Source organism: Sphingobacterium sp. 1.A.4 (genome assembly GCF_002734245.1).
Lineage (GTDB): Bacteria > Bacteroidota > Bacteroidia > Sphingobacteriales > Sphingobacteriaceae > Sphingobacterium > Sphingobacterium tenebrionis.
Map to the genome: position 1 here is coordinate 22,285 of NZ_PEAZ01000045.1, position 14,647 is coordinate 36,931.

At 43.3% G+C, this 14,647-nt stretch carries 9 protein-coding genes; 6 read left to right on the top strand and 3 right to left on the bottom strand.

What is annotated here, in order from left to right:
• Positions 1 to 9: 9 nt before the first annotated feature.
• A complete protein-coding gene (locus CRJ00_RS06860; protein WP_180268439.1) occupies positions 10 to 1,986 on the top strand; it encodes a M48 family metalloprotease in 1,977 nt (658 codons plus the stop codon).
• 113 nt (positions 1,987 to 2,099) lie between these two features.
• Here the strand turns inward: CRJ00_RS06860 and CRJ00_RS06865 are convergent, their stop codons facing one another.
• A complete protein-coding gene (locus CRJ00_RS06865; protein ID WP_099366132.1) occupies positions 2,100 to 2,420 on the bottom strand; it encodes a hypothetical protein in 321 nt (106 codons plus the stop codon).
• Between the two features lie 227 nt (positions 2,421 to 2,647).
• On the opposite strand from CRJ00_RS06865, the gene CRJ00_RS06870 reads away from it, so the two are divergent.
• The 5 genes from CRJ00_RS06870 to CRJ00_RS06890 all read left to right on the top strand — a co-directional run bounded on the left by CRJ00_RS06870 (position 2,648) and on the right by CRJ00_RS06890 (position 11,223).
• Positions 2,648 to 5,560: a SusC/RagA family TonB-linked outer membrane protein gene (locus CRJ00_RS06870; RefSeq protein ID WP_099366152.1), complete on the top strand. Its 2,913-nt coding sequence runs from the start codon at positions 2,648 to 2,650 to the stop codon at positions 5,558 to 5,560.
• Positions 5,561 to 5,580: 20 nt separating this feature from the next.
• Entirely contained in the window at positions 5,581 to 7,176 is a 1,596-nt protein-coding gene (locus CRJ00_RS06875; protein WP_099366133.1) for a RagB/SusD family nutrient uptake outer membrane protein, read from the top strand.
• 543 nt (positions 7,177 to 7,719) lie between these two features.
• The gene (prpB, locus tag CRJ00_RS06880; RefSeq protein ID WP_099366134.1) at positions 7,720 to 8,598 is read left to right on the top strand and encodes a methylisocitrate lyase; all 879 of its coding nucleotides are present in this window, start codon (positions 7,720 to 7,722) and stop codon (positions 8,596 to 8,598) included.
• A gap of 1 nt (position 8,599) precedes the next feature.
• Positions 8,600 to 9,751: a bifunctional 2-methylcitrate synthase/citrate synthase gene (gene prpC, locus CRJ00_RS06885; protein ID WP_099366135.1), complete on the top strand. Its 1,152-nt coding sequence runs from the start codon at positions 8,600 to 8,602 to the stop codon at positions 9,749 to 9,751.
• A gap of 23 nt (positions 9,752 to 9,774) precedes the next feature.
• Positions 9,775 to 11,223: a bifunctional 2-methylcitrate dehydratase/aconitate hydratase gene (locus CRJ00_RS06890; RefSeq protein WP_099366136.1), complete on the top strand. Its 1,449-nt coding sequence runs from the start codon at positions 9,775 to 9,777 to the stop codon at positions 11,221 to 11,223.
• Between the two features lie 65 nt (positions 11,224 to 11,288).
• On the opposite strand, the gene CRJ00_RS06895 is transcribed toward CRJ00_RS06890, so the two are convergent.
• Complete coding sequence (locus CRJ00_RS06895) at positions 11,289 to 13,403, bottom strand: 3-hydroxyacyl-CoA dehydrogenase NAD-binding domain-containing protein (protein WP_180268440.1); 2,115 nt, start codon at positions 13,401 to 13,403, stop codon at positions 11,289 to 11,291.
• Between the two features lie 4 nt (positions 13,404 to 13,407).
• Positions 13,408 to 14,571 (bottom strand): acyl-CoA dehydrogenase family protein, encoded by a 1,164-nt coding sequence (locus CRJ00_RS06900; protein WP_099366138.1) that lies wholly within the window; start codon positions 14,569 to 14,571, stop codon positions 13,408 to 13,410.
• Positions 14,572 to 14,647: the final 76 nt, after the last annotated feature.

Consider the following 14,647-nt stretch of genomic DNA (forward strand, 5'->3'; position numbering starts at 1 on the left):
ATTGTCTATATGCTGCTTTTAATAGCCGCAATAGGATTAACCATTGCGCTCACCTATTTTGGTATCCACTTGATCATAGAAATTCCAAATTTATATATCATTTTATTTGGTGCAGGATTAATCTTTGCCGGATTGACCATTCTGTTTTTCCTTATAAAATTCATCTTTTCCAAGAATCAAAACCATACGGAGGGAATGTTTGAGATTACTGCAGACATGCAACCTGAACTGTTCCAAATGATCCATGAGGTTGTACAAGAAGCTGGAACGGACTTCCCCAAAAAAGTATTTATAACACAGGAAGTTAATGCCTCGGTTTTCTATAATTCCAGTTTTTGGAGCATGATCATTCCCGTTCGGAAAAACCTCCAAATCGGGATGGGCTTGATCAATGTGCTTAGTAAACAGGAGTTAAAGGCCATTATTGCGCATGAATTTGGTCATTTCTCCCAACGGAGCATGAAGCTTGGTTCCTACGTGTACCATGTGAACCAAGTGATCTTTAACATGCTGTATAACAATGAATCTTTTGATAGAACGATCAATAGGGTAACCGGCTGGAGTAATTCTTTAGTCATCACACTCTGGGGAGCGATTTATGCTATCCGAGGGATTCAATGGATCCTCAAAAAATTATATAATTTCATTAATAAGAATTACATGGCCTTATCCCGCGAGATGGAATTCCATGCGGATGAAGTGGCAGCCCATATTGCTGGGTCGGAAGCCTTTAGCAGCTCCCTGATGCGTTTAGATTTTGCTGACCATGCCTTCAATGAAGCGGTGCAGTTCTATTTTAATCGCTCCTCCGAAAGTTTTTTTCCTGATGATATTTATGCGGATCATCAGACCATGCTTCGCTTTTTAGCAAAAAAGAACAGTTATGAGATGAAGGATGGCATGCCGTTGATCGATCTGGATAGCAATCTCAAATACGATAAATCTAAACTGAACTTCGAAAACCAATGGGCATCGCATCCGAGCACTGCCGACCGGGTGAAAAAGGTTAGGCAATTGAATATTGTTAAGGCGGTGGAAGAGGATAGCCCCGCGATGGATATGATCAAGGATAAGGATAAAGTGATCTCGGAAATATCAGATTTCCTATTTAAAAATTTGTTTTTGGAGGATGAAGGGCCAAATGCAAACATACCTATTGTTAAATTGGGTGCGGATGAATTTATCCATAAATACGAATTGGCTTTTAACAAAGGAAGTTTTGATAAGGTATTCAATGAATATTACAACTTAGTAACCCCAGTGATTTCTGATTACGAAAAGATTGATCTAGATGGTAATATTCCAGAAAGATCCTATTTCTCGGATGAGGATACGAAGCTATCGTATGAATTGCAAGCCCTGCGTCAAGATATTGGCACTTTAAAATCTATTCAGGCTAAAGAAATTGGAGTAAAGACCTTTGATTATGATGGTATTAAATTTCATCGGAAAGCCATTCCTGAGTTATTGGAAAGATTGAAAAAGGAGGAAGAATCTAAAGCAGCTGAATTGGATGAATTGAATATTCAGATATTTAAACATTTCCATCATCTGGCAAAAACCAGGAATATGGAGCAGGAGTTTTTGGAAGCTCATCTGCAACTGTCGGCTTATGATAAGATCTATGAAGATCAGATGAATTTTTATTATGAGATGAACAATAAATTTAGCTATCTGAACCAAGTCTTGGATTATAATCAAATAGAAACCTTCTTTATTGAATTCAAGGTTTTAGAGTTGAGGCTGAAAAAAGAATTGAAGGAATTATTGGAATATCCAGGGTTTGAAAATGAATTGGACAAGAAGTATGTGGAAAATTTAAAAAAGTATATGGATAAGGAGTGGAAATATTTCATGGTCTCAGCTTATGTAGATGAAAATATAATGATCTTAAGAGAAGCCATGGAAGCCCTGCCTTATTTGATTTATCAACGATACTTCCTGCAGAAAAAGAAAATATTAACTATCCAAGCAGACCTGATGTAATTTCTGTCTTTGCATGGAGGCTTCCCGTCATTGCATGGAGGTACGAGGTCCTTCCAAGGAAGCACGTCCCCCCGTCATTGCGAGGAGGCACGACGAAGCAATCTTCCCCCATGTCATCCTGAGCGAAGTCGAAGGATCTGTTCGTATACCACCGTACAGATGCTTCGACTACGCTCAGCATGACAACTCCCCAACCCATCCCGTTCCCTCTCCAGCTTCCCTCGCCCCTTACCGTCCCACTTCAACCACCATCCGCTTCCCCTTCCATTCCATCCCTTTCCCACTCTTCCATCCCCATCTTTACCCCTTACCTTTTCTCTCCAACCTTCATCCCTTCCCTTCCCTTCCCTTCCCTTCCCTTCCTCCCCCCCCAATTGTAACATTTCCAACACAAAATTTACCCCTAAAGATAAACCCACCAACCCAAACGGCATTTTTTAATCATAAAATTAATTATTCTTACTATTTCTTTTCTTATCTATAAAATCTATACTTTCCCAAACTATTATAAACTTTATTTAACAACATTATTCAACCTTATTAAACATTATTAAACTAATTAATTGTATTTTCGGCGAGCAAAATCCTCAACATCTACCGGATTAAGCCTATGGAATTGAATTATTTAACTATCTATATAATCAATAACCAAAATCAGATCATGAAAAATATCTTTACAATGATGTTATTCATTGTCTTATGCGGCTCGTTGTCTTATGCCCAAGGGAATAAGACCATTACGGGTACCATTAAAGACAATCAAAATCGACCTGTGGTGAATGCAAGTGTCTTGGTCAAAGGAACCAACCTAGGTACTGCTTCCGATGCAGGCGGAAACTTCGAAATTCAAGTCCCAGCGACAGCTTCCGTCTTGATTTTCTCCGCAGTCGGCTATGACGACCAAGAGGTCAACATTGGCGACAAAAAAAACCTGAATGTCATTCTTGCCGAAAAAAACCTAGGCATCGATGAGGTCGTAGTTGTGGGTTATTCTACAGTCGACAAGAAACACTTAGCCTCTTCAGTTGCCCAAATGGACATGTCGCAGACCAAAACGCGTCCGATCATGAAAATGGAACAAGCTTTCAGCGGAACCATTCCAGGGGTGACCATGTTGCAGGGCAACAGCCTTCCAGGAAGCTCCCCAGGAAGTATTGCTATCCGCGGTGTGAGTACCTTGCAGAATGCAAGTCCTTTGGTCATTGTCGATGGAATGGAACAATCCTTAAGCGACATCGACCCGAACCAGATCAAGAGTCTAACCGTCCTTAAAGATGCGGCTTCTACCTCCATGTATGGTTCTAGAGGTGCCAATGGGGTAATCATCATTGAAACAGAACGCGGTACAACTGGACAATTCAAGGTGGACCTGAATGCTTGGGGATCGATCGACAACCCAATCGACCTACCTACCTTTGTGAATGCCGCAGATTACATGCGTCTGAACAATGAAGCCAGATCCCTTCAAGGACAAACCACGCTATACACCGCAGAGGATATCCAAAAAGCGGAAAGCGGCGAGACTAAAAGTGTAAATTGGTTGGACGAAGTGATGCAAAGTCGCGCCTATGCCCATAACCAATCGGCTAATATTTCCGGTGGTGGTGGTGTAGGAACATTTAACCTAATGCTTGGCCATATCCAGGAAAATGGATTGAACAACATTGAAGGAACACAAAAATTCTCCGCACGCTTCAATACCAACGTCAATATTGCAGACAAATTCGTGCTTCTTGCCGATTTCTATGCCCACCGTTTACAGGTAGATCGTTTGATGGCCAATGATGATGGCCATGGCCTATACCAGATCGCTTGGCGAATGAACCCTACGCAACAAGTATTTTTTGAAGGGACAGACCTTCCGAATCACTACATGTTGCACAACAACCTGAACCCGGTTGCTTCCATCAACCATGGTGGTATCAAAAACTACATGCACGACCGGAGTACGATCAACCTAAGACCAAAATATTACATCAATCCGAACTTGAACATTGAGGGTAATATTTCGTATATGATCAATAAATCGGCGAACAAATCTGTTCGTGAGACCTTTAAATTCTATGATGCCACCGGAAAACCGGCTACCATCTGGGCGAATTCGGTGACTGCCGATCAAGGTGTCAGCCAATCCCAAATCACGGCTAGAGCATTGGTAAACTATACCAAAGATCTTCGTGGAAACAAGGATAAACTGTACCTGACAGCTGGTTCAGAGATGATGAACTTCACCTACACCGATTACCGCGAGATCAATAAGGCATCTTTCTTCGGAAAGTTGAACTATTCCTTCGATGAACGTTATTTGCTGGAATTAACCGCACGTTCAGACGGTAGTAGTAAATTTGCGCCAGGACAGAAATGGGGCTTCTTCCCTTCTGCTGCCCTAGCTTGGAACCTGCATAACGAAAGCTTCATGAGCAGCCTTCGCGACAGCAAAACCTTGACCAACTTCAAGATCCGTGCATCATACGGTTTGATCGGTAATGAGAATGTGGATCCATACCTGTGGCAGGAAGTAGTGAATACCTGGGGATGGACCATGCGTGTGCCAAATCCATTATTCTCTTGGGAAAAACAAAAACAATGGAACGTAGGTGCAGACCTGACTTTATTGGACAACCGCTTGAATATTACAGCGGATGTATACGACAAATTCTCGTACGACCTGATCTATTCCGACTTCCCAGTACCTCCACTAACCGGATCGAACACCTTAACTTCGGCGGTAAACATTGGTGAGGTTAGAAATAAAGGATATGAAATCTCGGCAAATTGGTCAGATAATATCGGGGATTTGAAATATACCATTGGTGGTATGTTCTTCGACAACAGCAACAAAGTTGAAAAGGCTGGTTACAATAAAACTGACACCTTAATCTTCAAAAACACCAACGATAAAATCTGGTACAACGGCATTGCCATTGATAACTATTATGGCTATGAAACCGATGGATATTTCCAGAACGAGGCGGAAATTGATGCGACAACAGCAAAATTACCGAATACCATTCCTGGAGACATCCGTTATAGAGATCAGAATGGAGATGGCATTATCAATGATGATGACCGTGTGGAACTAGGTGATCCATTCCCACATTTGAATTATTCAGTCAACCTAAACCTGAAATACAAAGGTTGGGACTTTGCAGCCTTGGGTCAAGGTGTTGGCCGCCGTACATCCCGCATTGGCGGACAGGAAGGCTATCCGATCTACGTAGATAATGCATCGAATGCATTAGGTGCACCGCGCCAAGAATATGCAGACAACAGATGGACACCAGAAAATCCGAACTCCCGTTTTCCAAGGGTTTGGACCGGCGCAAGCACCAACACTTTCCTTAGTGATGTATGGTTGAGCGACGCGTCGTACTTCCGCATCAAGATGCTTCAATTGGGTTATACTTTCCCGAAATGGGGCAAAGCTTTCCAAAATGTACGCGTGTATGTGAATGCACAGGATGCCTTTACCTTCACCAAATACGAGGGATTAGAGCCAGAACGTAACGGTGGAAATGGTAACTACCCACGCATGGCTACCTATAGTTTTGGTATCAGAGCCACTATCTTTTAATCAATAAACAGAGAAAGAAAATGAGAAAATCAATCATATATTTTGGTCTATTGGCAAGTATGTCTTTGGCCAGTTGTGAAAAATTCTTAGATAAAACAGATCCTACGGCAACTTCCTTTACTGAGTTCTTCAATACCGAGGAAGACCTTCGCCGTGTGGTGTACAGTAGTTATGTGGATGTGTTCACTTCGGTGGGTGCTCGCGGATTATTGTTCTATTTGGAAGATTCTAAATCGGACAATGCCTATAGCCGCATCGAAAATGACCATCACCAACGTATCGCCAATGGTAATATCAACGCCAATACCACTGCATTCTTATATTACTATGAATTGCAGATGAAACATTTGGGCCGTCTGAATACCTTTATTGCGAATGTGGATGTTCCTTATGTGGAGGATGAAGCCGTTCGTACTAAATTCAAGAGTATCTTGGAAGCGCTGCGTGTTTGGCATTATTTCAAATTGACCAGCCGTTGGGCAAATGTACCTTTCCACTTGGAGCCGGCCAACATGGAAACCGCCCTTCAGCCTGCAAAAAGCAAGGAAGAAATTTTGGAAACCCTATTTCCTTTAGCGGAAGAAATTGCTTCCCGCCTACCGGAAAATGAGTATACTTCAGATGCTTATATGTTCAATAAGTATTCGTTCAAGGCATTGACCATGCGTTATGCGTTGTATAACGGCAAATACGAACTGGCAGCCAAATTGGCCAAAGAGATCATCGAAAGTGGAAAATATCAGTTGCATGCGAACTATGCCGATCTGTTCAATTACAAAGCGGATAAGACCAACAAGGAGTTCATCATGAAATTCGATATGGAAAGTCATAATAATACGGCGACCAACTCTTTCCGCGACCTGGCACCACAATACCGTACGGGTAATGGACAATCCTATTCTGTTCCGACCAAATCTTTGGTGGATTCGTATTGGACCCTACAAGGTAGACCGATCGACAATTGTCCATTGCACACGAAACAGGAATATGAACTGGATCCGAAATTAAATCGTGACCCACGTTTAAAAGCCAGTATTTTTGGCCAAGGAGATACGTTTTACGGCGATAAGATCGATATTTACAATACGGCTAGCTTATTCTATTTTGAGAACCAACGTTCCAGTAAATCTGGCTATTGGTTCAAGAAGTTTGTCGATGAAACCGATGCTTTCAAATCTGGTGGTAACATGCATTTCCCATTGTTAAGGTATGCGGAGGTTTTATTGACCTATGCCGAAGCACAGATCATGTTGGGACAAGTGGATGACCTGGCGAAAGATTGCATCAACCAGTTGAGAAAACGTGCTGGATTGGATATGACCGTGGCAGACGTGAAATTGGGCAGCAAAACCCAAGAGGAATGGGTAAACTTGATCCGTAACGAACGCAGAACGGAATTAGCTGGAGAAGGTATCCGATATGACGATATCATCCGTTGGCGAATTGCGGAACAGGTGTTGAACCAACCCGCATTAGGACACACCCGTTTGGTAAATGGAAAAGTGGAAACTTTAAAGATTGAAGATCGAACGTTCCAACAACATAATTATGTGTGGCCGTTCCATGAGAACAGCTTACGCGTAGAACCAGGATTGATTCAGAATCCAGGTTATTAATATTAAGAAGCCGTATCGATGTTGATACGGCTTTTTTTTGTTAAATTAGATAATGTTGTTGTTTTCCTATGTTAAAAGCTTGTTTTCGTAGTAAAACCATGGTTTAAGCAACCTTAAAGCGGGTTTTAGTATACTTAGGTTACTAAATACATACTTTTACATTACTTTCACCCTGCTTTAAGAGCGAAGCAAAACCTCTCATGGCGAGGAAGCAAGCCATCCCGTCTTTGCGAGAAGACCGCACATCCTTTGGAGCAACGAAGCAAAACCCGTCCTTCCGAGGAGGCAAGCCATACCGTCATTGCGAGGAGGCACGACGAAGCAATCTTCCCCCATGTCATCCTGAGCGAAGTCGAAGGATCTGTTCGTATACCACCATACCACCGTACAGATGCTTCGACTACGCTCAGCATGACAAGCTTTCTATTTTAATTCCTAAACCCATCAGATTTTCTTATCTTTAAAAAGGTCGCTGGACAGCAAAAGAAGATGAAGCTCCAGCGTCCATAACCCTATTTATAAACTAAAAAATCCCTCATCAGAATGAAGGAATCTGCTGGAAAAAAATTTAGAGAAGCTCTTCAAGCCGAATCACCCCTACAAATCGTAGGAACCATCAACGCCAACCATGCACTATTAGCAGAACAATCAGGATTCAAAGCCATTTACCTTTCTGGAGGTGGCGTAGCTGCAGGTTCACTGGGCATCCCAGACCTTGGAATTACCACTCTACAAGATGTGCTAATCGATGTAGAACGTATCACCAATGTCTGTAAAACTCCCTTATTGGTAGATATCGACACCGGTTTTGGACCATCCGCTTTCAATATCGCTCGTACCATCCAATCTCTCGAAAAAGCTGGTGCTGCCGGTATACACATGGAAGACCAAGTAGGCGCTAAACGTTGTGGGCATCGTCCCGGCAAGGAATTGGTCAGTTTGGACGAAATGGTAGACCGCATCCGCGCAGCGGTAGATGCTCGTAGAGATGCTGATTTTGTGATCGGTGCCCGAACCGATGCCATTGCTTCCGAAGGCATTGAAAATGCCTTATCACGAGCCAAAGCCTATGCAGAGGCTGGTGCGGATTTCATCTTTGCAGAAGCTGTCCGCTCCCTGGAAGATTATACCCGCTTTCAGGAGGCTACCCAACTTCCCATATTAGCCAACATCACCGAATTTGGGCAAACGCCTTTGTTCACCGTGGAGGAACTTAAAGGCGCTAAGGTTTCCATGGTACTCTACCCACTTTCAGCTTTCCGCGCAGCCAATAAGGCTGCCTTGAATGTGTACCAACATATCCGGAATGATGGTAGCCAGCAAGCTGTTCTGGAAACCATGCAGACCCGTGAAGAACTTTATCAAAGTATTGACTATTATAATTATGAGAATCGTTTAGACCAATTGTTTAACAAGAAATGATATGAAAGAAACGAATGAATCAGGTTTTAAACCGAAAAAAAGCGTTGCCCTATCCGGGGTTCCTGCAGGAAACACCAGCCTTTGTACGGTAGGAAGAAGTGGAAACGACCTCCACTACCGCGGTTATGATATATTGGACCTAGCCGATCAAGCCAGTTTTGAAGAAGTGGCCTATCTACTGATCCATGGCAAATTGCCCAATGCAAAAGAATTGGAGAACTACGAGCATAAACTTGTTCAGCAAAGGGGCCTGCCTCAAAAACTGAAAGAAGTTTTAAAATTGATCCCTGCATCTGCTCATCCAATGGACGTGCTGCGAACTTCCGTGTCCATGTTCGGCACATTGGAACCGGAACCTTTGGAACATGAGCCATCAAAGACCCGCGAGATCATCGATCGTCTTATGGCCAGCATGGGTTCTGCCCTATTATACTGGTACCATTACAGCCATCACCAAAAAGAAATTGAAGTAGAAACCGACGATACGACCTTAGGAGGTCATTTTCTCCATCTCTTGCATGGAAAGAAACCTTCTGAAGCTTGGGTACGGGCCATGCAGACTTCCTTGAACCTCTATGCCGAACATGAATTCAATGCTTCCACCTTTACGGCACGCGTAATTGCTGGAACCGGTTCCGATGTGTATGCAAGTATCGCCGGAGCGATCGGAGCGCTACGTGGACCAAAACATGGAGGTGCCAATGAGGTAGCATTCGAGATCCAAAGCAGGTATAAGGATGCAGACGATGCGGAAAAGGATATCCGTGAGCGATTGTCCAAAAAGGAGGTCATCATCGGCTTTGGACATCCGGTCTATACCATTTCAGACCCCCGCAATCAGGTCATCAAAAGAATCGCCAAGGAACTTTCAGAGGAATTGGGGGATATGAAATTATTCGATATCGCCGAACGCTTGGAAACCCTGATGTGGGACGAAAAGAAAATGTTCCCTAATCTGGACTGGTTCTCTGCGGTGGCCTATCACCTGATGGGAATCCCAACCGATATGTTCACCCCATTGTTCGTGATGTCGAGAATCTCCGGCTGGGGGGCACACATCATCGAACAGCGTGAAGATGGCAAGATCATCCGCCCTAGCGCCAACTATACGGGCCCTGAAAACCAGAAATTCATTCCATTAAAAGACAGATAAAAATAAGTACATAACAATCAGAAATGTCATCACATATTTCCAACAACAGACCCAATCCAGATCAAGTATTACTGGATATTGCAGATTATATTCTAGACTATAAAATTGATAGTCAGTTAGCGAAGGAAACCGCCCATTATTGTTTTTTGGATACGATAGGCTGTGGATTTGAAGCCTTGACCTATCCGGCTTGCACGAAAATGCTTGGCCCAATCGTTCCTGGAACGATTGTTCCGAATGGTGCCAAGGTGCCTGGTACCCCCTATCAGTTAGATCCCATCCAAGCAGCCTTCAACATTGGCGCTATGGTTCGTTGGTTGGATTTCAACGACACTTGGTTGGCCGCTGAATGGGGTCATCCATCCGATAACCTTGGTGGTATATTGGCCGTTGCCGACTGGATCAGTAGAAACAACCTGGAGAAAGGAAAAGAGCCCTTGAAGATGGAGACCGTGCTGGAAGCCATGGTAAAGGCTCATGAAGTGCAGGGTGTGCTGGCTTTGGAAAACTCTTTCAATAAAGTGGGTTTAGACCACGTGATCCTGGTTAAGATAGCATCTACCGCTGTTGTCGGTAAACTTTTGGGCTTGAACCGCGATGAGTTGGTCAATGCGCTATCTTTAGCCTTTGTAGATGGGCAATCCTTGCGTACCTACCGACACGCTCCGAATACCGGTAGCCGTAAATCCTGGGCAGCAGGTGATGCCACCTCCAGAGCTGTACGTTTGGCGTTGATAGCACAAAAAGGTGAAATGGGCTATCCATCGGTACTTACTGCTCCGGTTTGGGGATTCTATGATGTATCCTTTAAAGGTCGGGAATTCAAGTTCCAACGCCCTTATGGAAGCTACGTCATGGAGAATGTGTTGTTCAAGATTTCCTTCCCAGCAGAATTCCACTCGCAGACTGCGGTGGAAGCAGCCATGACCTTACATGGAAAATTAAAAGAATTGGGAAAAACTTCGGAGGATATCAAATCCGTTAAAATCAGAACCCATGAAGCGGCCATCCGCATTATCGATAAAAAAGGTCCTTTACATAACCCTGCAGACCGTGACCATGCCATCCAATACATGGTGGCCGTTCCATTGATCTTCGGACGCTTGACCGCAGCAGATTATGAAGATAATATCGCCAAAGATGAGCGAATCGATGCATTAAGGGAAAAAATCACTTGTATTGAAGATCCACAGTTCACCGTGGATTACCATGATCCGGAGAAACGTTCGATCGCCAATGCGCTGACACTGGAGCTGAACGATGGAACCATCCTGGAAGAAGTGGTCGTAGAATATCCGATTGGACATAAACGCCGCAGATCCGAAGGTATCCCGAAACTGATCGAAAAATATAAGATCAATCTTGCTCGTGTATTTGCCGAAAAACAACAGAAAATAGTATTGCAACATACCTTGGAATACGAAGACTTCATCAAATTATCGGTCAATGACCTGGTAGATATGATGGTATAAGTAACCACATAAAAAAAACATCGCCTAAATGTAGGCGATGTTTTTTTTATAAAGTAATCTCTTCCTTATTTTGAAGGGCCTTCATTCCAATTGGAATCAAAACCTGTGTAGAATTTAAAGTCTTTCTTCGATAGTTCGATCAAGGATTTCGGGAGCTCCCATTGTTCACCATATTTAGCGAACTCCAGGCAATCATTAACAAAGGCATGCAGGCCTACCTGATCGATATGACCGAAAACACCTCCTGTCTGCATCGCATAACCAACTCCCAGTACCGAGCCTAGATCGCCATCTTTCGGACTGGTCAAAATCCCATCTTCCAAACAACGGTAACTATCCAAAGCCATCACGTGCAACAACCTGTATTTGATCATGATCAAACAGGCTGGCTTAGCTGGCTTTTCAATCTCCTTATCCTCCCAAGGCTTTTTACTTCGGTCCTCGCTGGAATATTCATAGAACCCCTTCCCTGATTTCCTTCCGTGCCTACCTTCTGCTATCAATTTTTTCAGATAATTATAAGCTCTTTTCTGACTCGTATGAAGTTTTGGTAATTGATCATATACATGAACCATGAGATCCAATGAAATCTCATCCAATACAGCTAATGGTCCGACAGCAAAGCCGGCTTCCTTCGCTTGGCGATCGATCACCTCTACCGATGCTCCTTCCAATAACAGGGTAATCCCTTCCAGAAGGTAGTTGAAGAAAATCCTGGAGGTAAAGAAGGCGGGGCCATCATTGACCACAATAGGTATCTTTCGAAGCTTATGGACAAAGGTCAATGCCTCTTCCAAGGTTTCAGGACTGGTATCTGCACCTTTGATCACTTCTACCAAGGCCATCCGGTCTACCGGTGAGAAAAAATGAAGTCCGATAAATCGGCTGGGATTAGCACTAAATTTAGCCAACTTATGGATTGAAAGGCTCGTGGTATTTGAGGCAAAGAATCCTTTTGGATTTAATATCGGCAAGCTATCCTGGATGACCGCAGCTTTTAGGTTCAGGTCTTCAAAAACAGCCTCAATAATCAGGTCCTGTTTGTCCAACCCTTCAAAATGAGATATGGGATTGATTAAATCCAGTATCTTCTGCTGCTTTTCGGGCGTCATTTTACCCAATTCCATCAATTTGTTGGTCACTTTCTCCGAATAGCTCTTTCCTTTTTCGGCGGCAGCATCGGATATGTCCTTTAGTTGGACTTCTATCCCAGCTTTCGCTGCCTCATAAGCTATCCCGGAACCCATCATACCTGCACCTAAAACCGTTAGTTTATTGACCTGGCTTTCCGCCTTAGCACCCAATGCTGCCGCTTCCTTCATGGAATAATACATCGTGCGGATAATGGACATGGTCTGCTTTTCATGAAGGATGTATTCAAATTGGACCAATTCCATGGTCAACAATTCCGCTTTGCTCAAGAAAGGACTGGTTTTAAAAATGATGAAACAGGAAATATGTGCCGGAATATTGGAATTGGCCTGTTTGTTAAGTTTTTGCAGTTCTCCGTTGATCTCTTCATCACTCAAGGCTTGCTGCCTTTTAAGGCCGTTCCCTGGTTGTTCCAGGAAGTTTAGGGCATCCACTAGGGCATCATCCAGGTTATCCACAAAGGAATCGATCAGATTCAGTTCAAGCGCAGCACTGCCTTTATAGATCTTTCCTTTGGTCAACACTTCAAAAGCTGTTGAAAGAGGAACTCTTTCTTTGAGGTGGACCACCGATCCCATTCCATAGATGACGGCATAGGCCCCCTCTGGAAAACCAACTGTCGCCTGGTTTCCAACGGCGATCAATTTCGAACATGCTAGCCCCAGGGTATATCCTATACCCAACAGCGCATGATCAAAAATGCCAACGATCGGTTTTTTTAATTGATCGATTCCCACCATCAGATCCATGATTTCAAACAACCTTTTCTTGAATTCGATCTTTTCTTTTGCCTGCTTGAACAACTGCCTGAAATTTAGGGATTGAAATGATCCTGAAAAATGCAGGACCAAACCGGTTATTTCGGGCTTCAGCAAATGGTTCTGAACACGGCGAAGTAAAGCGCGTACAAAACCAAAATCCAACTCATAAGCGGTTTCCAATGAATTATGCACATAAATTTCTAAGACATAATCATTGATGTTTCTTTCTTGATATTGTATATGTTTGGGCAGGTGATTGATTTCCATAGATTTATTTTTTTGAATAATCGACTTGGTCGATACTGATCTTGGCCAAGATTTCGAGCATGATTTCGGAAGTACCAGCGATAATGGTGCCAACGCGTACATCACGGTATAAACGGGCAATCTTATAATCTTCGGTAAAACCATAACCACCAAACATCTGTAGGCAATCGGATACCACCTTTATTGCCAATTCACTGGCCTGCAGTTTGGCAATGGAACATTCCTTTACGGCATATATCCCCTGGTTCTGCAAATCGCAGCAATGGTAGATAAAGGCTTTCAGTGTCTCCACATCCGCATACATTTGCGCAAAACGATGGCGCAATACCTGAAAATCTTTCAAGGGTTTATTGAAGGCCTCCCGCTGTTGAAGATAATCCAAGGTATATTCCATGGCTGATTCCGCCGTGGTCAAACTATGTATGCCTGCTGTCAGGCGTTCTAATTGCAGACCTCCCATTAGATATTTGAAGCCCTCTCCTTCCACACCTATAAGATGAGATTTCGGAACTCTAACATGGTCAAAACCGATTTCGGCGGTATCCGAGGCATGCCAACCTAATTTTTCAATTTTATTGCAGGTTACCCCAGGCGTATTCCGATCGACCAAGATCAAGCTGATGCCCTTGCTTCCCGCAGCAGGATCTGTCTTTACCGCAGTGATAAAGAAGTCGCCATAATAGCCATTTGTGATAAATGTTTTGGATCCATTGATAATGTATTCATCGCCATCGAGCACCGCTGTGGTCTTCATACGCTGCACATCCGAACCAGCAACAGGCTCCGTGATCGCAACGGCACTTACCATATCTCCTTGGATAACGGCTGTCAGGTATTTCGATTTTAATTCTTCAGAACCATGTTTCCAAAGATAAGGCGTAGACATGAATTGAATCACCAGTGCCGAAACACTAAAACCACCAGAAAAACATTTGGAAATTTCTTCGCAGAAGATAAGGGAATAATAAAAGTCAAGATCTAGGCCGCCGTATTGTTCTGGGTATATAAGCCCCATATATCCCATGTCGCCTAATTTTTCCCAGATGGATTTGTCAATCGCACCTTGTTTTTCCCATTTGTCGATGTGTGGGAGAATTTCTTTTTGAATAAATGACTTCAGACTATCTCGGAAAATTAGATGTTCCTCCGTCAATCTTGTGTTGTGCATATAAGTTTATTTGGTTCACAGTAGTTATCCCATAGAAGATAACCTGATTTAACCCTGAGCTAAATAGCCTTTGGGT